The organism is Xanthomonas hyacinthi, from assembly GCF_009769165.1.
GTDB lineage: Bacteria > Pseudomonadota > Gammaproteobacteria > Xanthomonadales > Xanthomonadaceae > Xanthomonas_A > Xanthomonas_A hyacinthi.
Genome location: NZ_CP043476.1, coordinates 3,873,250 through 3,894,588 on the forward strand (window position 1 = coordinate 3,873,250; position 21,339 = coordinate 3,894,588).

General features: G+C 65.2%; 21 protein-coding genes. 14 read left to right on the plus strand and 7 right to left on the minus strand.

The genetic code is table 11. From position 1 onward, the window contains the following. Nucleotides 1–5: 5 nt before the first annotated feature. The 3 genes from FZ025_RS17005 to cysS form a co-directional block, all read right to left on the minus strand. Nucleotides 6–1,253, minus strand: a complete 1,248-nt coding sequence (locus tag FZ025_RS17005; protein WP_046979808.1) for an MFS transporter — start codon at nt 1,251–1,253, stop codon at nt 6–8. Beyond that, nucleotides 1,250–1,690, minus strand: a complete 441-nt coding sequence (locus FZ025_RS17010) for a SufE family protein (RefSeq protein WP_104557938.1) — start codon at nt 1,688–1,690, stop codon at nt 1,250–1,252. Before FZ025_RS17010 ends, FZ025_RS17005 begins: the two co-directional genes overlap by 4 nt. A gap of 200 nt (nt 1,691–1,890) precedes the next feature. After that, nucleotides 1,891–3,300 (minus strand): cysteine--tRNA ligase, encoded by a 1,410-nt coding sequence (gene cysS, locus FZ025_RS17015; RefSeq protein ID WP_046978772.1) that lies wholly within the window; start codon nt 3,298–3,300, stop codon nt 1,891–1,893. Nucleotides 3,301–3,424: 124 nt separating this feature from the next. Between cysS and FZ025_RS17020 the strand changes: the two genes are divergently transcribed. The 14 genes from FZ025_RS17020 (at nt 3,425) to FZ025_RS17085 (ending at nt 17,108) form a co-directional block, all read left to right on the plus strand. Continuing rightward, nucleotides 3,425–3,946, plus strand: a complete 522-nt coding sequence (locus tag FZ025_RS17020) for a glycine zipper 2TM domain-containing protein (protein WP_046978771.1) — start codon at nt 3,425–3,427, stop codon at nt 3,944–3,946. Nucleotides 3,947–4,243: 297 nt separating this feature from the next. Next, the gene (locus FZ025_RS17025; RefSeq protein WP_046978770.1) at nt 4,244–5,275 is read left to right on the plus strand and encodes an N-acetylornithine carbamoyltransferase; all 1,032 of its coding nucleotides are present in this window, start codon (nt 4,244–4,246) and stop codon (nt 5,273–5,275) included. 57 nt (nt 5,276–5,332) lie between these two features. Continuing rightward, nucleotides 5,333–6,568, plus strand: coding sequence for an argininosuccinate synthase (locus tag FZ025_RS17030; RefSeq protein ID WP_046978769.1), 1,236 nt, complete (start codon nt 5,333–5,335; stop codon nt 6,566–6,568). Nucleotides 6,569–6,859: 291 nt separating this feature from the next. Further along, complete coding sequence (locus FZ025_RS17035; protein WP_046978768.1) at nt 6,860–7,303, plus strand: GNAT family N-acetyltransferase; 444 nt, start codon at nt 6,860–6,862, stop codon at nt 7,301–7,303. Nucleotides 7,304–7,309: 6 nt separating this feature from the next. Then, nucleotides 7,310–8,407, plus strand: a complete 1,098-nt coding sequence (locus FZ025_RS17040; protein WP_046978767.1) for an acetylornithine deacetylase — start codon at nt 7,310–7,312, stop codon at nt 8,405–8,407. A gap of 59 nt (nt 8,408–8,466) precedes the next feature. Further along, entirely contained in the window at nt 8,467–9,798 is a 1,332-nt protein-coding gene (locus tag FZ025_RS17045) for an acetylglutamate kinase (protein WP_046978766.1), read from the plus strand. A gap of 5 nt (nt 9,799–9,803) precedes the next feature. Continuing rightward, nucleotides 9,804–10,415: a GNAT family N-acetyltransferase gene (locus FZ025_RS17050; RefSeq protein WP_046978773.1), complete on the plus strand. Its 612-nt coding sequence runs from the start codon at nt 9,804–9,806 to the stop codon at nt 10,413–10,415. Further along, nucleotides 10,412–11,377 carry an N-acetyl-gamma-glutamyl-phosphate reductase gene (argC, locus tag FZ025_RS17055; protein ID WP_104557941.1) on the plus strand — a complete coding sequence of 322 codons (966 nt, stop codon included), beginning with the start codon at nt 10,412–10,414 and terminating at the stop codon, nt 11,375–11,377. Before FZ025_RS17050 ends, argC begins: the two co-directional genes overlap by 4 nt. 144 nt (nt 11,378–11,521) lie before the next feature. After that, nucleotides 11,522–12,820 (plus strand): argininosuccinate lyase, encoded by a 1,299-nt coding sequence (gene argH, locus FZ025_RS17060; RefSeq protein ID WP_046981960.1) that lies wholly within the window; start codon nt 11,522–11,524, stop codon nt 12,818–12,820. Between the two features lie 136 nt (nt 12,821–12,956). Beyond that, nucleotides 12,957–13,214: a YciI family protein gene (locus FZ025_RS17065; RefSeq protein ID WP_046981959.1), complete on the plus strand. Its 258-nt coding sequence runs from the start codon at nt 12,957–12,959 to the stop codon at nt 13,212–13,214. Nucleotides 13,215–13,218: 4 nt separating this feature from the next. Next, nucleotides 13,219–14,370, plus strand: coding sequence for a glutamate 5-kinase (proB, locus tag FZ025_RS17070; RefSeq protein WP_104557943.1), 1,152 nt, complete (start codon nt 13,219–13,221; stop codon nt 14,368–14,370). A 150-nt stretch (nt 14,371–14,520) separates the two neighbouring features. Continuing rightward, a complete protein-coding gene (locus tag FZ025_RS17075) occupies nt 14,521–15,765 on the plus strand; it encodes a glutamate-5-semialdehyde dehydrogenase (protein WP_104557945.1) in 1,245 nt (414 codons plus the stop codon). Nucleotides 15,766–16,125: 360 nt separating this feature from the next. Next, nucleotides 16,126–16,377: a hypothetical protein gene (locus FZ025_RS17080; protein ID WP_046978062.1), complete on the plus strand. Its 252-nt coding sequence runs from the start codon at nt 16,126–16,128 to the stop codon at nt 16,375–16,377. A 2-nt stretch (nt 16,378–16,379) separates the two neighbouring features. Further along, entirely contained in the window at nt 16,380–17,108 is a 729-nt protein-coding gene (locus tag FZ025_RS17085; protein WP_046978061.1) for a helix-turn-helix transcriptional regulator, read from the plus strand. A 397-nt stretch (nt 17,109–17,505) separates the two neighbouring features. Here FZ025_RS17085 and FZ025_RS17090 read toward each other — a convergent pair whose 3' ends face one another. Genes FZ025_RS17090 through FZ025_RS17105 form a run of 4 tightly spaced genes read right to left on the minus strand, consistent with a single transcriptional unit; the run spans nt 17,506 to nt 21,319 of the window. Further along, nucleotides 17,506–18,723, minus strand: a complete 1,218-nt coding sequence (locus FZ025_RS17090) for an ABC transporter permease (RefSeq protein ID WP_046978059.1) — start codon at nt 18,721–18,723, stop codon at nt 17,506–17,508. Nucleotides 18,724–18,767: 44 nt separating this feature from the next. Further along, on the minus strand, nt 18,768–19,442 hold the full coding sequence (locus FZ025_RS17095) for an ABC transporter ATP-binding protein (protein WP_046978058.1): 675 nt from the start codon (nt 19,440–19,442) through the stop codon (nt 18,768–18,770). A gap of 9 nt (nt 19,443–19,451) precedes the next feature. Further along, nucleotides 19,452–20,633: an efflux RND transporter periplasmic adaptor subunit gene (locus FZ025_RS17100; RefSeq protein ID WP_158185589.1), complete on the minus strand. Its 1,182-nt coding sequence runs from the start codon at nt 20,631–20,633 to the stop codon at nt 19,452–19,454. Between the two features lie 17 nt (nt 20,634–20,650). After that, nucleotides 20,651–21,319, minus strand: coding sequence for a YIP1 family protein (locus FZ025_RS17105; protein WP_146093501.1), 669 nt, complete (start codon nt 21,317–21,319; stop codon nt 20,651–20,653). Nucleotides 21,320–21,339: the final 20 nt, after the last annotated feature.

The window sequence follows — 21,339 nt, forward strand, 5'->3', positions numbered from 1 at the left end:
CGCCGTCACTGCAGCTCGCGCAGGTCCAGCTTGCGCAGCTTCGGCGCCTTCCAGGCAGTGGTCGCGACCACGCCCAAGGTCACGCAGCCGCCGATCACCACCGCCGGCACCAGGCCGACCAGCCGCGCCATGACCCCGTCGTAGAACGCGCCCAGCTCGTTCGACGAGCCGATGAAGATGCCGCTGATCGAGGACACCCGCCCGCGCATCGCGTCCGGCGTGGCCAGCTGCAGGATGGTCGAGCGCACGATCACCGACACGCCGTCGCACATGCCGTAGACCAGCAGGATCGCCGCCGACAGCCAGAAGTGCCGCGACAGGCCGAAGGCGATCGTGCACAGGCCGAAGCCGGTCACCGCCAGCAGCAGGATGCGGCCGGCGTTGCGCTGCAGCGGGCGCCGCGCCAGCCACAGCCCGACCAGCACCGAGCCCAGCGCCGGCGCGCCGCGCAGGATGCCCAGGCCTTCGGGGCCGTAATGCAGGATGTCGTGGATGAAGGCCGGCAGCATCGACACCGCGCCGCCGAGCAGCACCGAGAACATGTCCAGCGCCATCGCACCGAGCATGATCTGATTGGAGAACACGAACTGCGCGCCCTCGGCGATGCTGCGGAAGATCGGCGCGCGCGGGCCGGCGTTGACCGGCTCGGCGACGCGCAGCAGCAACAGCGCCAGCGTCGCCACGCAGGCCACTGCCATGGCCACGCCGTAGGACAGGCCTTTGCCGCCCCAGCCGACCAGTGCCCCGCCCAGCGCCGGCCCGATCACCATGCCGATCTGGAACACCACGCTGCCGATGCTGGCGCCGCGCGCATACGCCTGGCGCGGCAGCGCGTGCGCGAACAGCGCGTTGTACACCGGCGCCAGGAACGCCCGCGCCGCGCCGGTCAGTGCGATCGCCGCGTAGATCGGCCACACGCCGTGCACCGGCAGCCAGCCGTGGGTCAGCGCGGCCAGCACTGCCGCGGTCGCGACCAGGCCCAGGCTGGCGAGCATGCCCAGGCGGCGCCGCGGCAGGTGATCGACCAGGTAGCCGGCGAACGGCGCGATGCAGAAGAACGGCAGGATCTCGGCCAGTCCGATCAATCCCAGCGAGAACGGATCGCGGGTGATCTCGTAGATGTGCCAACCGACCGTGACCGCGACGATCTGGTAGGACAGCATCGTGCAGATGCGGTAGGCCAGCACCAGCGCGAAGCCGGGATGCGCCAGCAGCGTACGCAGGCTCTCGGGAGAAGGGAGTGGGGCGCTCATGCCTGCGCGCGCGCGCTGTCCTGGATGAACGCCAGGATCGCGGCCAGGCCGTTGCTGCGGGTCGGCGACAGGTGCTTGCCCAGGCCGATCGCGGCGACGAAGTCCGGCGCAGTGGCCAGGATCTGCGCGGCGCTGCGCCCGGAGTAGACCCGCAGCGCCAGGTAGATCAGCCCGGAGACGATCGCCGAATCGCTGATCGCATGGAACAGCAGCCGCTGCGCATCGCCCTCGGGCACGATCCACACCATCGACTGGCAGCCGTGCAGGCGGTGCTGTTCGGTCTTCCACTGCTCGGGGAACGCGGGCAGCTTGCGGCCCAGATCGATCAGGTACTGGTAGCGCTCGGACCAGTCGCCGAAGAAGCCGAATTCCTCGGCGATGGCGGCCTGGGCGTCGGCGGGGGTGGGTTCGAGCGGGAAATCGGTGGGGTCGTTCATCGCAAATCCAGAATCAATCGGTAAAGCCCCTCTCCCCCCGGGAGAGGGGTTGGGGTGAGGGTACGGGCGCAGCCTCGCGAAAAATCGACGCCAGCCGCTTTGTCCGTACCCTTATCGAGTGTTGCCGTACCCTCATCCGCCCCTTCGGGGCACCTTCCCCCAAAAAGGGGGCCATGGTCCCGATGGGAGAAGGGAAAAGCTCAGCTGCGCTTCCAGCGTACGCCTTGCGCGGTGTCTTCCAGCACTACGCCTTCGGCGGCCAGCTGCTGGCGGATCGCGTCGGCGCGGGCGAAGTCGCGGCTCTTCTTGGCGGCGGTGCGTTCGTCGATCAGCGCCTGGATGCGCCCATCGTCGCCGTCGCCGGCACCGCGGTTGAACCAGGCCGTCGGCGCTTGTTGCAGCAGGCCCAGTGCCAGGCCGGCGCCGAGCAGGTCGGACTTGGCCTGCCGCAATTGCGCTTCCAGCTGTGCGTCGCGCGGGGCATCGCTGCCGCCGACCGGGGCCAGCAGCTGCCGCGCGACCGTCGCGATCCGCGCCACTTCGGCCAGCGCCTGCGGCGTGTTGAGATCGTCTTCCAGCGCGTCCTCGATCGCTTGCGGGATCGCCGCGGTGGCCTGGATCGCGTCCAGCGCGCGCAAGGTGCCGTACAGCCGGTCCAGGGTGCTCTTGCACTGCTCGATCAGCGCATCGGACCAGTCCAGCGGCTGCCGGTAGTGCGCGCTCAGCAGTGCGCAGCGCAGCGCTTCCGGCGGATGCCTGGCGATCAGGTCGTGCACGGTCTCGATGTTGCCCAGCGACTTGCTCATCTTGGCGCCGCTGAAGTTGAGCATGCCGTTGTGCAGCCAGAACCGGGCGAAGGTGGCGCCGCCGTGCGCGCACTCGCTCTGCGCGATCTCGTTCTCGTGGTGCGGGAACTGCAGGTCCACGCCGCCGGCGTGGATGTCGAGGGTCGGCCCCAGGTGCGCGGCGGCCATCGCCGAGCATTCGATGTGCCAGCCGGGGCGGCCGCGGCCCCACGGCGAGTCCCAGCCCGGCAGCTCGTCGCTGGACGGCTTCCACAGCACGAAGTCGCCGGCATCGCGCTTGTACGGGGCCACCTCGACGCGGGCGCCGGCCAGCATCTCCTCCGGGTCGCGCCGCGACAGCTTGCCGTAGCCGGCGAAGCTGGCCACCGCGAACAGCACGTGGCCTTGCGCGGCGTAGGCGTGGCCGCTGTCGATCAGCCGCTCGATCATCGCCACGATCTGCGGGATGTGCGCGGTGGCCTCCGGTTCCAGGTCCGGCGGCAGCACCCCCAACGCGGCCATGTCCTGCCGGTAGATGGCGGTGAAGCGGTCGGTGATGGTGGCGATCGGCACGCCCTGCGCCTGTGCGGCGGCGTTGATCTTGTCGTCCACGTCGGTGATGTTGCGCGCGTAGCGCAGCGCGCCGTAGCGCCGCCGCAGCAGCGCGGCCAGCACGTCGAACACCACCGGGCCGCGCGCGTTGCCGATGTGCGCATAGTTGTAGACGGTGGGGCCGCAGACATACAGGGTTGGGCCGGCGACCGGATCGAGGGGTTCGAAGGCGTCGACCCGGCGGGTCAGGTTGTTGTGCAGGCGCAGGCTCATCGGCATCGGGCGTGGGGAAGCCGGTCGATTCTACCGGCAGCGGCCCCGCGCGTGGGCTTGCGTTCAGCCCGACGCAAGCTGCCATGCCTACACTGCTCGATCCGTCATTCGAAGCTCGGTGCCGATGCGTCCGAACCTGTTGTTGCCGCTGGCCGGCCTGTTCGCATGCGTCGCGGTGCCGGCCTGGGCCCAGGACAACGAGGCGCGCAACCGCGTGGTGGTGATCGAGAACGTCAAGCTCGACTACGCGCAGGTGCTGAACGTGGAGCCGGTGTACCAGACCCTGCGCGCCACTCGCATCGAACAGCAATGCGACACGGTCGAGTTGCCGGCGCCGGCGCCGGCCCAGCCGGAGGACGACAGCCGCCTGAACCGGTTGATGGATTCGGTCAAGGACCTCTTCAGCCGCCGCCGCGATGCGCCCGTGCCGGTCGCCGCGGCGCCGGCGCCGCCGTCGAGCGGGCGCAATTGCCGCACCATCGAGGTCGGCCGCGAGTTCCGCCGCCCGATCGCCTACGACGTGGACTATGTCTACAAGGGCACCAAGTACCGCTCGCGGCTGGCGGAGGATCCGGGCAACCGGCTGCGCATCCGCGTGTCGGTGGCGCCGTATGTGCCCGATGCGGTCGTGGTGCCGCCGCGATGAGCGCGCGCGCTTGCGCCTGCGGCGTGCGCGTGCGAGGATGCGCACCGATGAAAGCGAACCTGCCCCAGCACGATCTCAGCGCCGCGCGCATGGCTTCGGGCATGACATCGCGCGCGCGCCGACCGGAATCCCACATCCTGGCTGGGTAACCGGAGCGCCGTGCCGTTCGTCTGAAAACCCAGCCCGAGGCTGGGTTTTTTCGTTTTCATCCCCCGGAAAGGTTTCACCCGTAAAGAACTACAGCGCGTCCCGCGCACGCTACCGCCGCGGTGGCTCCACGCAGCAAAGGATGGACCGATGTCTCTGAAGCACTTCTTGAACACCCAGGACTGGAGCCGGGCCGAGCTGGATGCGCTGTTGACCCGGGCGGCGCTGTTCAAGCGCAACAAGCTGGGCAGCGAGCTGAAGGGCAAGTCGATCGCGCTGGTGTTCTTCAACCCGTCGATGCGCACCCGCACCAGTTTCGAGCTGGGCGCGTTCGAGCTGGGCGGGCATGCGGTGGTGCTGCAGCCGGGCAAGGACGCGTGGCCGATCGAGTTCGATCTGGGCACGGTGATGGACGGCGACACCGAGGAGCACATCGCCGAGGTGGCGCGGGTGCTGGGCCGCTACGTCGATCTGATCGGGGTGCGCGCGTTCCCGAAGTTCGTGGACTGGTCCAAGGACCGCGAGGATCTGGTACTGAAGAGCTTCGCCAAGTACTCGCCGGTGCCGGTGATCAACATGGAGACCATCACCCATCCGTGCCAGGAGCTGGCGCATGCGCTGGCGCTGCAGCAGCATTTCGGCACCCAGGACCTGCGCGGCAAGAAGTACGTGCTGACCTGGACCTACCATCCCAAGCCGCTGAACACCGCGGTGGCCAATTCGGCGCTGACCATCGCCACCCGCCTGGGCATGGACGTGACCCTGCTGTGCCCGACCCCGGATTACGTGCTGGACGAGCGCTACATGGACTGGGCGGCGCAGAACGTGGCCGAGAGCGGCGGCTCGCTGCAGGTCAGCCACGACATCGACAGCGCCTACGCCGGTGCCGACGTGGTCTACGCCAAGAGCTGGGGCGCGCTGCCGTTCTTCGGCAACTGGGGCCCGGAGAAGCCGATCCGCGACCAGTACCAGCACTTCATCGTCGACGAGCGCAAGATGGCGCTGACCAACAACGGCGTGTTCTCGCACTGCCTGCCGCTGCGCCGCAACGTCAAGGCCACCGACGCGGTGATGGATTCGCCGAACTGCATCGCCATCGACGAAGCCGAGAACCGGCTGCATGTGCAGAAGGCGATCATGGCGGCGCTTGCTTCGCAAGCGGGAATCGGGAAACGGGAATAGAGAATCGGTACAGCAACAGCGTTAGCCCCCACTTTTACGCGTGATAAGGAAACAACCATGAGCACTGCTTCTTCCATTCCCGCTTCCCCACTCCCCATTCCCGGCAGTAAGGACATCGTCCTGGCCTTCTCCGGCGGCCTGGACACCAGCTTCTGCATTCCCTATCTGCAGGTCAAGGGCTATGCCGTGCACACGGTGTTCGCCGACACCGGCGGCGTGGACGACGAGGAGCGCGACTTCATCGAGAAGCGCGCCGCCGAGCTGGGTGCGGCCAGCCACGTCACCGTCGATGGCGGCCCGGCGATCTGGAGCGGCTTCGTCAAGCCGTTCGTGTGGGCCGGCGAGGGCTACCAGGGCCAGTATCCGTTGCTGGTGTCCGACCGCTACCTGATCGTCGATGCCGCGCTCAAGCGCGCCGACGAACTGGGCACCAGGATCATCGCGCACGGTTGCACCGGCATGGGCAACGACCAGGTGCGCTTCGACCTGGCGGTCAAGGCACTGGGCGATTACGAAATCGTCGCCCCGATCCGCGAGATCCAGAAGGAGCACACCCAGACCCGCGCCTACGAGCAGAAGTATCTGGAAGAGCGCGGCTTCGGCGTGCGCGCCAAGCAGAAGGCCTACACGATCAACGAGAACCTGCTCGGCGTGACCATGTCCGGCGGCGAGATCGACCGCTGGGAAGCGCCGGGCGAGGGCACCCGCGGCTGGTGCGCGCCGCGCAGCGCGTGGCCGACCGAGCCGCTGACGGTGACCCTGAAGTTCGAGCACGGCGAAGCGGTGGCGGTGGACGGCAAGCCGCTGGAAGGCGCCAAGCTGCTGGCCAAGCTCAACAAGCTGTTCGCCCCGTACGGCGTGGGCCGCGGCATGTATACCGGCGACACCGTGATCGGGCTGAAGGGCCGCATCGTGTTCGAGGCGCCGGGCCTGATCGCGCTGCTGGCCGCGCACCGCGCGCTGGAAGACGCGGTGCTGACCAAGCAGCAGAACCGCTTCAAGCCGGAGGTGGCGCGCAAGTGGGTGGAGCTGGTCTACGAAGGCTTCTATCACGATCCGCTGAAGACCGATCTGGAGGCGTTCCTGAATTCCTCGCAGGCCAAGGTCAACGGCGAAGTGACGCTGGAGACCCGCGGCGGCCGCGTCGATGCGGTGGCGGTGAAGTCGCCGCACCTGCTCAACGCCAAGGGCGCGACCTACGCGCAGTCGGCGGACTGGGGCGTGGCCGAAGCGGAAGGCTTCATCAAGCTGTTCGGGATGAGCTCGACGCTGTACGCGCAAGTCAACCGCTGAGGGTAGAGCCCCTCTCCCGCCGGGAGAGGGGTTGGGGTGAGGGTACGGGCGAAGCCTCGCAACGTTTCGACCGCGCAAGCTTCCCAGCATCTCCACCCGCTCGCGCGAGATTCGATTCACCAGGCTTCGCCCGTACCCTCGTCCGCCCGCAGCAATATCCATTTCACCAGGCTTCGCCCGTACCCTCATCCGCCCGCAGCAATATCCATTTCACCAGGCTTCGCCCGTACCCTCATCCGCCCCTGCGGGGCACCTTCTCCCGACGGGAGAAGGAATTGCCGTGATGGACCCATGCACGCACTGCGCATCAGCACCGACAAGCACGAACTGGATCTGCCGCTGATCCATCGCTTCCTCAGCGAACAGGCCTATTGGTGCCTGGGCATCCCGCTGGACACGGTGCGGCGGGCGATCGCCGGCGCGCTGTGCTTCGGCGGCTACGCCGAGGGCGCAGGGCAGGTGGCGTTCGCGCGGGTGATCTCCGATTTCGCCACGTTCGCCTATCTGGCCGACGTGTTCGTGCTCGACGCGTATCGCGGCCGCGGCTACGGCAAGCAACTGGTCGCCGCAGTTATGGCGCACCCGCAGCTGCAGGGCCTGCGCCGCTTCATGCTCGCGACCTCCGACGCGCATGCGCTGTACGCCCAGTACGGCTTCGCCGCGCCGACACGCCCGCAGTCGCTGATGGAAATCGCCCATCACGACCTCTACCGCACCAGCACCACGGCTGCCTGACCCGCCATGACCGATCTGCTCCAATCCACCCTCGCGCATCTGCAAGCCCTGGTGTCCTTCGATACCCGTAATCCGCCGCGCGCGATCGGCACCGGCGGCATCTTCGACTACCTGCGGGCGCAATTGCCCGGGTTCCAGGTCGAGGTGATCGATCACGGCGCCGGCGCGGTCAGCCTGTACGCGGTGCGCGGCACGCCGAAGTATCTGTTCAACGTGCACCTGGACACGGTGCCGGATTCGCCGCACTGGAGCGCCGACCCGCACCGCATGCGCCGCGCCGACGATCGGGTGATCGGCCTGGGCGTGTGCGACATCAAGGGCGCGGCCGCGGCGCTGGTCGCGGCGGCCAATGCCGGCGACGGCGATGCCGCGTTCCTGTTCTCCAGCGACGAGGAAGCCAACGATCCGCGCTGCATCGCCGCGTTCCTGGCGCGCGGCATCGCCTACGAGGCGGTGCTGGTGGCCGAGCCGACGCTGAGCGAGGCGGTGCTGGCGCATCGCGGCATCAGTTCGGTGCTGATGCGCTTCGCCGGCCGCGCCGGGCATGCGTCGGGCAGGCAGGATCCGTCGGCCAGCGCCTTGCACCAGGCGATGCGCTGGGGCGGGCGCGCGCTGGACCACGTCGAGTCGCTGGCGCATGCGCGCTTCGGCGGCCTGACCGGCTTGCGCTTCAACATCGGCCGGGTCGAGGGCGGCATCAAGGCCAACATGATCGCGCCGGCCGCCGAGCTGCGCTTCGGTTTCCGGCCGCTGCCGTCGATGGACGTGGACGCGTTGCTGGCGACCTTCGCCGGTTTCGCCGATCCGGCCGCGGCGCACTTCGAGGAGACCTTCCGCGGGCCGAGCCTGCCGTCGGGTGACATCGCCCGCGCCGAGGACCAGCGCCTGGCCGCGCGCGACGTCGCCGATGCGCTGGAGCTGCCGATCGGCAATGCGGTGGACTTCTGGACCGAGGCCTCGCTGTTCTCGGCCGGCGGCTATACCGCGCTGGTCTACGGTCCGGGCGACATCGCCCAGGCGCACACCGCCGACGAGTTCGTGACGCTGCAGCAGTTGCAGCGCTACGCGACCTCGGTGGACCGCATCATCAACGGCGTGCGCTGAGCACGCGCCGCCGGGGCCACGGCCCTTCCATCCCGGATCACGGAACCGCCATCACCGCCATGCACGCCAACAAGCAAACCCGCCAGACCATCGTCCGCCTGCTCTCGAGCATGGCCAGCGCCAAGGAGATCAGCCAGTACCTCAAGCGCTTTTCGCAGCTGGACGCCAAGCGCTTCGCGGTGGTCAAGGTCGGCGGCGCGGTGCTGCGCGACGACCTGGAGGCGCTGACCTCCTCGCTGTCGTTCCTGCAGGAAGTCGGGTTGACCCCGATCGTGCTGCACGGCGCCGGCCCGCAGCTGGACGCGGAACTGTCGGCCGCCGGCATCGAGAAGCAGACCGTCAACGGCCTGCGGGTGACCTCGCCGGAAGCGCTGGCGATCGTGCGCAAGGTGTTCCAGGCCTCCAACCTCAAGCTGGTCGAGGCGCTGCAGCAGAATGGCGCGCGCGCCACCTCGATCACCGGCGGGGTGTTCGAAGCGCAGTACCTGGACCGCGACACCTACGGCCTGGTCGGCGAGGTCAAGGCGGTGAACCTGGCGCCGATCGAGGCCAGCCTGCAGGCCGGCTCGATCCCGGTGATCACCAGCCTGGGCGAAACCCCGAGCGGGCAGATCCTCAACATCAATGCCGACTTCGCCGCCAACGAACTGGTGCAGGAATTGCAGCCGTACAAGATCATCTTCCTCACCGGCACCGGCGGGCTGCTCGACGAGGACGGCAAGGTGATCGATTCGATCAACCTGTCCACCGAGTACGACACGCTGATGCAGCAGCCGTGGATCAACGGCGGCATGCGGGTCAAGATCGAGCAGATCAAGGACTTGCTGGACCGCCTGCCGCTGGAATCGTCGGTGTCGATCACGCGCCCGGCCGACCTGGCCAAGGAACTGTTCACCCACAAGGGTTCGGGCACGCTGGTGCGGCGCGGCGAGAAGGTGTTGCGGGCGACCTCGTGGAGCGAACTGGACACGCCGCGGCTGACGTCGCTGATCGAATCCAGCTTCGGCCGCACCCTGGTGCCGGACTATTTCGACACGACCCGGCTGCTGCGCGCCTACGTCAGCGAGAACTACCGCGCCGCGGTGATCCTGACCGACGAGGACCTGCTTGCATCGGGCACGCTCACCTATCTGGACAAGTTCGCGGTGCTCGACGACGCGCAGGGCGAAGGCCTGGGCCGTGCGGTATGGAACGTGATGCGCGAGGAGACCCCGCAGCTGTTCTGGCGCTCGCGCCACAACAACCAGGTCAACATCTTCTACTACGCCGAATCCGACGGCTGTTTCAAGCAGGAGAAGTGGAAGGTGTTCTGGTACGGGCTGGAGAACTTCGAGCAGATCCAGCACTGCGTGGCGCATTGCGCCACGCGCACGCCGACCTTGCTGGGCTGAGCGCGATGAGCCTGGACCTGCTGCCTGCGCTGTGGCGCGAAGTGCCGAGCCTGCAGGGCCGGCATGCGTCGCTGGAGCCGTTGCAGGCAGCGCATGCCGACGCGTTGCGCGCGGCCTTGCACGGCAGCGGCCTGGAGCGGCTGTGGTACACCAGCGTGCCGGCCGCGGACCAGGTCGATGCCTACGTGGCCGCCGCGCTGGACGCGCAGGCGCAGGGCCGCGTGCTGCCGTTCGCGGTGCGCGATGCGGCCGGCGCGGTGGTCGGCAGTACGCGCGTCTACGGGCTGGACCCCGAGGTGCCGACGCTGCTGATCGGCTACACATGGTACGCACCGCGCGTGCAGCGCAGCGGGGTCAATACCGAGGTCAAGCGCATGCTGCTGCAGTACGCGTTCGAGACCTTGCAGTGCCTCAGCGTCGGCTTCGAGACCAGCTGGTTCAACCACACCTCGCGCGCCGCCATCGCCCGGCTCGGGGCCAAGCAGGACGGCGTGCTGCGCAACCACAAGCGCCACGCCGACGGCACCCCGCGCGATACCGTGGTGTTCTCCATCATCGATACGGAATGGGCCGGGGTGAAACGCCACCTGCAGTTCCGCCTGGATTCGCATACATGACTAAGACCTATGGCGTCGGCATCGTCGGCGCGCGCGGCCATACCGGCGCCGAACTGATCAAGCTGGTCGCCGCGCATCCGCAGCTGCAACTGGCCTTCGTGTCCTCGCGCGAGCTGGCCGGCCAGCGCGTGGCCGAGCACAGCGCGGATTACCGCGGCGACCTGCGCTACGAGAACCTGGACGCCGACGCGGTCGCGGCCAAGCGCGCCGACGCGGTGGTGCTGGCACTGCCCAACGGCAAGGCCGCGCCCTACGTCGCAGCGCTGGATGCGGCAGCGGTCGATCCGGTCGTAGTCGATCTGTCGGCCGATTACCGTTTCGATCCGGGCTGGTACTACGGATTGCCGGAACTGACCCGAGCGCGCTATGCCGGGCAGAAGCGGATCAGCAATCCCGGCTGCTACGCCACCGCGATGCAGCTGGCGATCGCGCCGCTGCTCGACCAGCTGGCCGGCCCGCCGCAGTGCTTCGGCGTGTCCGGCTATTCCGGCGCCGGCACCACGCCGTCGGACAAGAACGATCCGGAACTGCTGCGCGACAACCTGATGCCGTACGCGCTGACCGACCACATGCACGAGCGCGAAGTGTCCACGCAACTGGGCGTGCCGGTGGAGTTCATGCCGCACGTGGCCCCGCACTTCCGCGGCATCAGCATGACCGTGAACCTGTGGCTGCAGCAACCGTTGACGCTGGAGGCGATCCAGCGCCGCTACCGCGAGCGCTACGCCGGCGAGCCGCTGATCGACGTGCTCGATGAAGCGCCGTGGGTCAGCCGCATCGCCGGCAGGCATGGCGCGCAGATCGGCGGCTTCACCCTGGCCCCGGGCAACAAGCGCCTGGTGGTCGTGGCGACCCTGGACAACCTGCTCAAGGGCGCGGCGACGCAGGCGATGCAGAATCTCAATCTGGCGCTGGGCTTGGACGAACTGACGTCGATTCCGATGGTGGGGCAGACGCAATGAGGCTTCTTTGCCGCCGAGACTCGGAACCCCGAACAATGACTCCAAGCGCGCGCACGTCGACATCGCCCTGTCGGTCACGCGCGACGAAATAGAGCAAGCGACGGTTTTCGATTTCCCATTCCCCATTTCCGATTCCCCCAAAAAATGACCAATCTTCTCTGGCAAAAACCCGGCGTCGCCGTCGATGCCAAGATCCAGGCGTTCCTGGCCGGCGACGACGTGATCCTGGACCGCGAATTCTTCCTGCACGACATCGCCGCCAGCGGCGCGCATGCCGAAGGCCTGCAGCGCATCGGCATCCTGTCGGCCGACGAACTGGCCGGGCTGCAGCGCGAGCTGGCGCTGCTGGCCGAGGATTTCCGCAGCGGCGGGTTCGTGCTCGACGCACGTTTCGAGGACGGCCATTCGGCGATCGAGGCGCGGCTGACCGAGCGCCTGGGCGATGCCGGCCGCAAGATCCACACCGGGCGCAGCCGCAACGACCAGATCCTGGTCGCCACCCGGCTGTGGCTGAAGGAACGGCTGGCGCAGCTGGCGCAGCTGAGCCGCGAGATCGCCAAGGTCGCGCTGGAGCGCGCGCAGGCCGAGCAGGCGCTGCCGCTGCCGGGCTACACCCATATCCAGCGCGCCGTGGTGTCCTCGGCCGGGATGTGGTGGGCCGGCTGGGCCGAGGCCTTCATCGACGATGCGATCCGCGCCCACGACACGCTGCGCCTGATCGACGCCAACCCGCTCGGCACCGCCGCCGGCTACGGCGTCAATCTAAAACTCGACCGCGAACACACCACCGCCGCGCTGGGCTTCGCGCGCATGCAGGTCAGTCCGATCTACGCGCAGCTGTCGCGCGGCAAGTTCGAGATGGCCGCGCTGGAAGCGCTGGGCAGCGCGACCCTGGACCTGCGCCGGCTGGCCTGGGACCTGTCGCTGTTCACCAGCGGCGAGTTCGGTTTCGTCGCCTTGCCGGCGCAGTACACCACCGGCAGTTCGATCATGCCCAACAAGCGCAACCCGGACGTGATCGAACTGATGCGCGCCACCCACGCCAGCGTCGCCGCGGCGCGTACCGAGATCGAACAGCTGCTGTCGCTGCCGTCCGGCTACCACCGCGACCTGCAGAGCAGCAAGGGCGCGATCTTCCACGGCTTCGGCCGCGGCCTGGCCGCGCTGGAACTGCTGCCGGCGCTGCTGGCCAACCTGGAGTGGCGCGAAGACAGGCTGCGCGCGGCGATCGACTCGGGCATGTACGCCACCGACGTCGCGGTCGAGGCGGCGCTGGCCGGGGTGCCGTTCCGCGAGGCCTACCAGGCCGCCGCGGCGGCGTCGGACAGCGCAGGGCAGGGCCGCACCCCGGAAGGCAGCCTGGCCGCGCGGGTCTCGCCCGGCGCCGCCGCCGACCTGCGCCTGGCGCAATTGCAGGCGCGCTGGGACGCGCTGGCCGGCTGATCCCTGTGGGAGGGGCTTTAGCCCCGACGCCTTACCGATAAAGCGTCGGGGCTAAAGCCCCTCCCACAGGAAGGACGTGGCCGCTGTCCCTCCACGGATGCCCGACACTCGAACCGATGCAAAGGAAGACCATACGATGAAGCACTACCTGGTTCTGGCAATGCGCAAACCGAACTTCGATGAGGCCGTGGTCGCCCCGCACCTGGCCTTCCTCGACGCACTGCGCGGACGCGGCTTGCTGGCGCTGACCGGCGGTTTCAGCGACCGCAGCGGCGGCGCCTACCTGCTGCAGGGCGTGGACGACCTGGCGCAGGCACAGGCGATCGTCGCCGCCGATCCGCTGGCGATCCATGACTGCTCCGAGCTCACCGTCCACGAATGGAACACGCGCTGATCCCATGACGACGCAAACGCCATCGCCCTTCGCCGAACAGCGCCTGCCGCCGTGGCGGCGTGCGGTGCTGAAGGTCGGCAGCAGCCTGCTCGCCGCCGATGGCGGTGGTGGGCTGTCGCCGCGCTACGCGCTGGGCCTGGCGCAGTTCGTCTCGGCCAACCTGGCGGCTGGGCGCGAACTGGTGATCGTGTCCTCCGGCGCGGTTGCGGCCGGACGCGCGATCCTGCCGCGCGCCGCCGAGGCCGGCGCGGCGATCGCCGCGCGGCAGGCGCTGGCCGCGCTCGGTCAGGCGCAGCTGATCGCGCTGTGGCAGCGCTTCTTCGAGCGCCCGGTGGCGCAGGTGCTGTTGACCCACGACGACCTGCGCAACCGCCGCCGCTACCTCAACGCGCGCGCCACCCTGGGCGAGCTGTTGCGGCTGGGCGCGCTGCCGGTGGTCAACGAGAACGACACCGTGTCGGTGGACGAACTCAAGCTCGGCGACAACGATAATCTCGCGGCGATCGTCGCCGCGCTGGTCGATGCCGACGCGCTGTTCATCGCCACCGACATCGACGGCCTGTACACCGCCGACCCGCGCAGCGACCCGCGCGCGCAGCCGCTGGACGATGTGCCGGAACTGACCGCGGCGGTGCTGGCGATGGCCGGCGGCAGCGGCAGCAGCGTCGGCACCGGCGGCATGCGCACCAAGCTGGAGGCCGCGGCCAAGGCCGGCGCCGCCGGCATCGAGACCTATCTGTTCAACGGCCGCAGCGCAGAAGTGGTGCGCGGCCTGGCCCAGGACCGCCTGCGCGGCACCCGCATCCATCCCGCGCGCACCCGCATCGCCGCGCGCAAGTACTGGCTGCGCCAGGTGCCGGTCGAACCCGGCGCGATCCTGGTCGATGCCGGCGCCGCCGCCGCGCTGGCCGACAAGGGCGCCTCGCTGCTGCCCGGCGGCGTGGCCGGCGCCGAAGGCGACTTCCGCCGCGGCGACATGGTCGAGGTGCGTCTGCGCGACGCCGCCGGCGAACGCTGCCTGGCGCGCGGCGTCAGTCAGTACTCGGCGGCCGACGTGCGCCGCATCGCCCGCCGCCATTCGCGCGACATCGAATCGATCCTGGGGTACAACTACGGCGAGAACGTGATCCATCGCGACGATCTGGTGCTGGTGTAGAAGGCTGGGAGTGGGGAATCGGGAATGGGGAATCGCAAAAGCGTTCCTGCCACCCTTTCCCGGGCGGTGATTTCTCCGTACTCGGCAGCAAACGGTGTTGCGCGCTTTTCCCATTCCCCATTCCCCATTCTCCATTCCCGATTCCCAGCCATGACCATCAAAACCCAAGCCCTGCAATGCCGCGATGCCGCGCAGGCGTTGGCGCAGTTGTCCTCGGCGGCCAAGCAGGCCTTGCTGGAGGCGATGGCGGCCGCGTTGGAAGCGGATGCGGAGACGATCCTCGCCGCCAATGCGCGCGACCTGGAGGCGGCGCGGGCCAGGGACGTCGGTAGCGCCATGCTCGACCGGCTGGCGCTGGACGGCAAGCGCCTGGCCGGCGTCGCCGCGGCCTTGCGCGAAGTGGCGGCGCTGCCCGATCCGGTCGGCCAGATCACCCGCGACGACGTGCGCCCGAACGGCATCCGCGTGCAGAAGGTGCGGGTGCCGCTGGGCGTGATCGCGATGATCTACGAGGCGCGCCCGAACGTGACCGCCGATGCCGCGGCGCTGTGCATCAAGGCCGGCAACGGCGTGATCCTGCGCGGCGGCTCCGAGGCGATCCATTCCAACACCGCGATCGCCGCCGCGCTCAGGCGCGCGCTGCGCGAGGCCGGGATCGGCGAGGACGCCTTGACCCTGGTGGAGGATCTGCGCCGCGAGACCATGCTCGAACTGCTGCAGCTCAACGACATCGTCGACCTGGCGATCCCGCGCGGCGGCGAGGGCCTGATCCGTTTCGTCGCCGAACACGCGCGGGTGCCGGTGATCAAGCACTACAAGGGCGTGTGCCATCTGTTCGTGGACGCCTCGGCGGACCTGGAGCTGGCGGTGAAGCTGCTGGTGGACGGCAAGACCACGCGCCCGGCCGCGTGCAATTCGCTGGAGACGCTGCTGGTGCACGCCGACGTCGCCGCGCGCTTCCTGCCGCTGGCGGCGCAGGCGCTGCAGCGGCGCGGCGTGGTCCTGCGCGGCGACGACGCCAGCCGCGACCTGCTGCCGGACATCGACGCGGCCAGCGACGCCGACTACGCTGCCGAATACCTCGACCTGATCCTGGCGATCCGCGTGGTGCCGGACCTGGCCGCCGCGATCGAGCACATCCGCCACTACGGCTCGGACCACACCGAAGTCATCGCCACTGCCGATGCGGCCAACGCCGAGGCGTTCGTGCAGGCCTTGCGCGCGGCGGTGGTGATGGTCAACGCCTCCTCGCGCTTCTCCGACGGCGGCGAACTCGGCCTGGGCGCGGAGATCGGCATCTCCACCACGCGCCTGCACGCCTACGGCCCGATGGGCCTGGAAGCGCTGACCGTGGAGCGCTTCGTGGTGCGTGGCGAGGGGCAGGTGCGGCACTGATATGTCGCGGACGGGTGCAGGCGTTCGAGCACGGCTCCGCGCCGCATTTAACCCGGCCGCGCAGGCGTCCGAAGAAACTCTGCAATACGCGTTTTGCTATTTGCTCACAAGCTGTTGACAAGGCAGCGCTGGCGTAATGTAATCGATTCCTTGTGAAGGAGGTACATTTTAGTTGTTGCTATTGGCCGTAGTAGAGACAAACGCCGCTCGGAATGTAACTGCACTTGACCGGTGGCTTTGCAAGCCAGTTAATACCGTAATCCCCGCCTCAGGAGAGGAGGCCGTGGACGCCGATAGATCAAATTGTGATGTTGATCTAGCGTAGTACCGATGCATTGCCAGGACAGGGGGGCAAGAGCTATGTTTGAATTGACTAGGCGCTTCAAACGGGAGCAAATCCTGTTGCGCATTACACCCCACGGCAAGGGTGTAATGATTGAGCGTGAAGCCAGGGAGGAAGATGGCGGGAAAGCCACCCTGGCTTTCCCCATATTGAGCATCCAAGACTTCTACGCTTTCGTTGAAGCCGACCCGCAATATGATCAGTTGCAGGCACTTTACAGCCAGTGCGCGATCTGGGCGCAGGCGATCCTGGCCAATTGTGGTGTGTAGCTATGTCTGACTACAGTGCTCTGATACGCTCGATCGAACAGATCAGCAGTTGTGGGAGCGAATTTGATCTGCATCTGTTGTTGCGTGCAATATTTGCAGAGGTCGGGGTCGATTCCTACTTTTTCACGACCATCTTCAACCCGGAGGAGGGGGGCTCAAACTCCAGCGTCCGCTTCTTGATCGGATGCCATCCTCGGTTGATACAACTGTACCAAGATCGCAAGTGGTTCATGAACGATCCTGTTGTGGAGTACGCAAAGTCGAACACCGCGCCAATGTCGATGGAGAGCCTGAGCTATGCGTCAACTGGGCAGCGGGAGCTTCGTGATGCGATCCGGGCATTTGGTTATCACGGTGGAGTCATTATTCCCGTGCACACGGGGAGCACCAAGCGAGGGGGGCTCCTGTGCCTGTGGGCCTGCAAGGATAAAGATGTCGGTGACCTGATGGATAGTCGCGTCATCCTACGGTCCATGGCGATGGAATTGCTGGAGTGGTGGGTGCGTAACCTCAAGCAGGAGGCGATTATCAGGTTCAAGTTGACAGATAGGGAAATCAAAATCATGAGGCTGACCCGACGAGGCTACGATGCGTCGAACATCGCGACTGAGATAGGAGTGTCAACCAAAGTGATCTACGCGAAGACGAAGTCGATCAGGGATAAGCTCAATGCAGAGAATCTGCGCAAGGCCCTGAATCTGATCGATGCGTACGGATTACTCGATACTTAAGCTAGGTGCATAGGTGGAAAATGCAGGATCAACTCGCGGATTGCTTCTTCTACGCAGCCATAGGCTTTCTTCTGGTCAAGGTCGCGTCGACGTACTTTACCGTTAATGTCGATGACTCCACTAGGCTTCTAGAGACGAGCGGAAAGCGGATCGGATATCTGCTGGGTAAGGTGTCGCCTAGTTTGTGCCTGGCCTGCCTTATGTGCCGGGCGATCCTGCAGCATGAGAATCTCGTTGCTGTGGGCTATGCTTGCCTCTTGCTGGTCCTGGTTCCCGTAACCATTGCAGTGATGCGAGCGAGGAGGCGAGGCACATGGTTCGGGATCGTGCACATGTTGAGGCGCAAATAGGTGCCTCGGCGCCTTTACATTTGAATATGCAATGCAACCGCCGAGTCTCACTCGTAACGCAGAGCCTCCACTGGGTCCAGGTTCGCCGCCTTGAGTGCCGGTGCGATGCCGAAGAAAATGCCGGTGACAAGGCTGAACATCATCATTCCCGCTGCCAAGCCGACGGAAGAATGGGGTGCTGGAAAGCCTGGGATCATCGCCGCTATCGAGTGGCTGGCGACGATACCCAATAGGCTGCCGGCCGCACCGCCGGCGAACGAAAGTAGCGATGCCTCGAGCAGGAACTGGGTCAGAACATGCTGTTTGGTAGCCCCCAATGATTTTAGGATTCCGATTTCCCGGGTGCGCTCCGTTACGCTGATCAGCATTACGGTCATGATGCCAATCCCGCTCACAAGCAGTGATATGCCAACGATGCCGCTGAGCACAAAAGTCGCAATGCGACTGATCTTCGAGAACTGCTTGGCTAGTTGATCGGCAGCGTTGATCTCAAAATCATCCTCTTTGCCCTGAGGTAGCTTGTGGGCAGCGCGAATGGCACGCTCAGCCGATGATCTTGCCGATTCCACGTTCCGGATGTCCCGCAGGGTGAAGTGAACGCTGAACGTGGCCTTCTGGTCGGTGCCGTTCAGTACCCGGCCAACTTCGAACGGAACCATCAGATAATTGTCCTGGCTCTGCCCGAATATCTCGCCCCGCTGATCCATCATGCCAATCACTTTGAACCATTCCATGCCGATCTGAAGGAACTCGCCGGTCGGGTTGGAGGGCAACCTAAGATCGTCCCTCAGCTTGGTTCCGATGACGACGACATGGCGGTGTCCCTGATCGTCGCTTGGAGTGAGAAAGCGTCCGAGTTGCGGGTAACGGTGTTCAACTTGGACATAGTCGGATGTCGTCGCGATGACTGCAGGCGTCGCGCTGCGACCGCGGTAATTGACCCTGTCAGCGTAAGTCACGCTCATGACTGGAGCGACATTCTCAACGCCTTCAGCCCGATGCCGGAGTAGGTCAATATCTTCGAATCTCAGAGTGTTGATATTGCCGGTGCTGTAGTTGCCGAAATCGTTGCTTGCCTGCAGCGAGAGCACGCCGCTGCCCATCTCGGCGAACTGATTCGAAACCGAATCAGTCAAACCCTGTAAAAGCGCGACAACGGTAACGACGGATGCGGCGCCGATCACAACCCCCAACACTGTGAGCGTGCTTCTGAGCCGGTGTGCGGCAAGGTTATGGCAGGCAGAGTGCAGCGATTCGATCAGCATGAAACACGGTAAGCAATTCTTTTGATAACCTGATCCTGCGTCGTTCATATTATTGAATCCGAATCGATTCTGCCGTCCACTACCCGCACGATCCGATTGGATCGCCCTGCGATATCTGGCTCATGGGTTACCAGGATTATGGTCTGGCCAGTCGCATGCAGATCCTCAAAGAGGGTCATGACATCGAGTGAGGTTTGAGTGTCCAGGTTGCCGGTGGGTTCGTCGGCAAGGAGCAGGGAAGGGTGTGTGACTAGGGCGCGCGCAATTGCCACGCGCTGGCGCTGCCCACCGGAAAGCTGGTTTGGAAGATGGCTAGATTTATTGCCGAGCCCAACCCTTTCCAGCAGTTCGAGTGCCATGGACCTGCGCTCCTGCTTCTTGACCTGGTGGTAGACGAGGGGCTGTTCCACGTTCTGCAGGATGCTGAGGCGAGGAAGTAGGTGGAAACTCTGGAAGACGAATCCGATTTCACTGCTACGGATCCGTGCAAGCTCGCACTCGCTTCCGCAGAGGACATCCTTACCATTGAGAGAATATCGCCCGGAAGACGGGGTATCCAGACAGCCCAGGATATTTAGCAGCGTGGATTTCCCCGAGCCCGAGGGGCCCGTGATCGCCACATACTCATTTCGATTCACGTGAAGGTTAATGCCGCGCAGCACCTGTGTCGTCTCTTCGCCAAGGTCGTAGGATCTGGTAACTTCGGTGAGTGTAATCATGATGGTTGATCAGCGATTAACCGTTGTGACATCTAGGCGGTCACCATCCTTCAGGCTCCATAGAACCCTGCTTGGACCCACAACGACCACGTCGTCGTTCTTGATTCCAGAAACGACTTCCTGCCAGCGGTCGTCGGATATGCCGGGATACACCTCCTGCCGATATGCTACTCCATTTCGGTTCATGACGACGAAATGCTTGCGTTCCGTGCCCTCCGAACCTTCAGAAAGTAGTGCTTCGACAGGAATGGCTAGATGCTCCTTGCTGCCGGTCAGGTGAATTTCTGCGCGGCAACTCATTCCTGACTGTAGCCTTGTTCCAGCGGCGTCCGGGAGCTCTGCTATCACTTTATAGGCGCGCCCTTGTTTCTCCACAATAGGTGCCAGGGCAATGCTCCTGATGTGCCCTTCAATGGCCATGTCGGGATAGGCGGCCGGAAACACGTCGACTGGTTTGCCGACCATGACCTTGGCAATATCGCCTTCGTCGACCTTGAGCTCGGCCCGTAATATACTTGTGTCGGCTACGGTTAGGAGCTGTGAACCCGCAAGACTTGCGGTAGAAGGAATTGCGATCTCGCCCACCTTGATCGGAAGCGAAATGACACGTCCTGAGATCGGTGAAAGGATCTCCGTTTTTGAGAGAGTTGTTCTGCTTGCTGCAAGCACATATTGCTCAGCCCTCAGGGACTGCTCAGAAGACCTTAGATCTGTCAAAGCAAGCTCGAGAGCGTTCCTATCCTCGTCATAAGTGGCCTGTCCGATCATCCGGGATGGTAGGAGCTGCTTGCTCCGCTCAAACTGCTTTACCTTGAGATCGATCTTCTGACGCTTGGAATCAATGTCGACTTTCTGCAATGCGACAGCTGCATCTTCTTTCGCTACGTTGTTGCGATAGGTCTCCGCGTCGAGCCTTATGAGAAGCTGGCCAGCCTTCACCTCATCTCCCTCGGAAACGAAGATCTCGCTTACCTTCGCGGTGACCTCGGCAGTGAGGCTGACCTCGGTGGCGTATGCCAGCGTTCCGGAAGCGAGCACGCTTGGCTTGACCTCCTGAATGCTCGCTTTGGAGACTTCGACGTCCTTGGCTTCTCCACCAGAGGTGTTGGCCCTGATGAGCACTGGAATCGAAACCGCGAGTAGCACCAATACACCTTTCAGATACTTTTTGATTGTTACTGGAATGGCCATGGCTGACGACGTTCGCATCAGCGAAAAGCAAGGATGAAGGCAGCCCAACCGCCGTACAGCAGTACATAGGGTGCAGCCGCGATCAGCACGCACTTGCCCCAGCCGCCACCCACCCAGATGCGCCATGCCACGGCACCGAGCCAGATGCAGCCGATGTTTAGCAGGTCGAAGTGGGAGGCGAGACCCTTCCAGGCGCTGTTCGTCGGTAGATGCATAATTAAAGGGTCTAAGTGCGTCAACTGAATAGAAGAAGGCATGGACCTAGGGGGCATTATAAGTGTCTCAATAAGTTGAGCCACCAGCGAGATGAATAGCGGTGCTCCGACCCAAGTCTGAAACCCAAGCCAATCAAGAAAACGGCGGGACTTTCCTGAAAGTCTGGCAACAATCCAAAAGTAGGTGGCCATGACCAGATACCACAGCAGGAACTGGATGCCAGATCCAAATGCCTTGGACCAGGACATCACTGTAGGATTGATGGTAAATTGGGCAAGCTCGATTTGCTTGTCACTCAGGCCGTTGACCGAGGAAAGGGTGTTTCCGATCATCCAGCCGAAGTCGACATTCTTGAAGTAGACGATCCACACCATACTCGCCATGGTGATGGTTGCCAGCAAGAAGTACAGAAATGAAGGCTTCTTGTCGAGGCGCTGGAAGAATTTTGCCGAATCAGTAAAAACGTTCATGATGATCTCCAACTATGGGG

Excerpts from the sequence above, each read along its gene's own strand:
- FZ025_RS17005 (WP_046979808.1), bottom strand. The coding sequence starts at position 1,253 with ATGAGCGCCCCACTCCCTTCTCCCGAGAGCCTGCGTACGCTGCTGGCG.
- FZ025_RS17010 (WP_104557938.1), bottom strand. The coding sequence starts at position 1,690 with ATGAACGACCCCACCGATTTCCCGCTCGAACCCACCCCCGCCGACGCC.
- cysS (WP_046978772.1), bottom strand. The coding sequence starts at position 3,300 with ATGAGCCTGCGCCTGCACAACAACCTGACCCGCCGGGTCGACGCCTTC.
- FZ025_RS17020 (WP_046978771.1), top strand. The coding sequence starts at position 3,425 with ATGCGTCCGAACCTGTTGTTGCCGCTGGCCGGCCTGTTCGCATGCGTC.
- FZ025_RS17025 (WP_046978770.1), top strand. The coding sequence starts at position 4,244 with ATGTCTCTGAAGCACTTCTTGAACACCCAGGACTGGAGCCGGGCCGAG.
- FZ025_RS17030 (WP_046978769.1), top strand. The coding sequence starts at position 5,333 with ATGAGCACTGCTTCTTCCATTCCCGCTTCCCCACTCCCCATTCCCGGC.
- FZ025_RS17035 (WP_046978768.1), top strand. The coding sequence starts at position 6,860 with ATGCACGCACTGCGCATCAGCACCGACAAGCACGAACTGGATCTGCCG.
- FZ025_RS17040 (WP_046978767.1), top strand. The coding sequence starts at position 7,310 with ATGACCGATCTGCTCCAATCCACCCTCGCGCATCTGCAAGCCCTGGTG.
- FZ025_RS17045 (WP_046978766.1), top strand. The coding sequence starts at position 8,467 with ATGCACGCCAACAAGCAAACCCGCCAGACCATCGTCCGCCTGCTCTCG.
- FZ025_RS17050 (WP_046978773.1), top strand. The coding sequence starts at position 9,804 with ATGAGCCTGGACCTGCTGCCTGCGCTGTGGCGCGAAGTGCCGAGCCTG.
- argC (WP_104557941.1), top strand. The coding sequence starts at position 10,412 with ATGACTAAGACCTATGGCGTCGGCATCGTCGGCGCGCGCGGCCATACC.
- argH (WP_046981960.1), top strand. The coding sequence starts at position 11,522 with ATGACCAATCTTCTCTGGCAAAAACCCGGCGTCGCCGTCGATGCCAAG.
- FZ025_RS17065 (WP_046981959.1), top strand. The coding sequence starts at position 12,957 with ATGAAGCACTACCTGGTTCTGGCAATGCGCAAACCGAACTTCGATGAG.
- proB (WP_104557943.1), top strand. The coding sequence starts at position 13,219 with ATGACGACGCAAACGCCATCGCCCTTCGCCGAACAGCGCCTGCCGCCG.
- FZ025_RS17075 (WP_104557945.1), top strand. The coding sequence starts at position 14,521 with ATGACCATCAAAACCCAAGCCCTGCAATGCCGCGATGCCGCGCAGGCG.
- FZ025_RS17080 (WP_046978062.1), top strand. The coding sequence starts at position 16,126 with ATGTTTGAATTGACTAGGCGCTTCAAACGGGAGCAAATCCTGTTGCGC.
- FZ025_RS17085 (WP_046978061.1), top strand. The coding sequence starts at position 16,380 with ATGTCTGACTACAGTGCTCTGATACGCTCGATCGAACAGATCAGCAGT.
- FZ025_RS17090 (WP_046978059.1), bottom strand. The coding sequence starts at position 18,723 with ATGCTGATCGAATCGCTGCACTCTGCCTGCCATAACCTTGCCGCACAC.
- FZ025_RS17095 (WP_046978058.1), bottom strand. The coding sequence starts at position 19,442 with ATGATTACACTCACCGAAGTTACCAGATCCTACGACCTTGGCGAAGAG.
- FZ025_RS17100 (WP_158185589.1), bottom strand. The coding sequence starts at position 20,633 with ATGGCCATTCCAGTAACAATCAAAAAGTATCTGAAAGGTGTATTGGTG.
- FZ025_RS17105 (WP_146093501.1), bottom strand. The coding sequence starts at position 21,319 with ATGAACGTTTTTACTGATTCGGCAAAATTCTTCCAGCGCCTCGACAAG.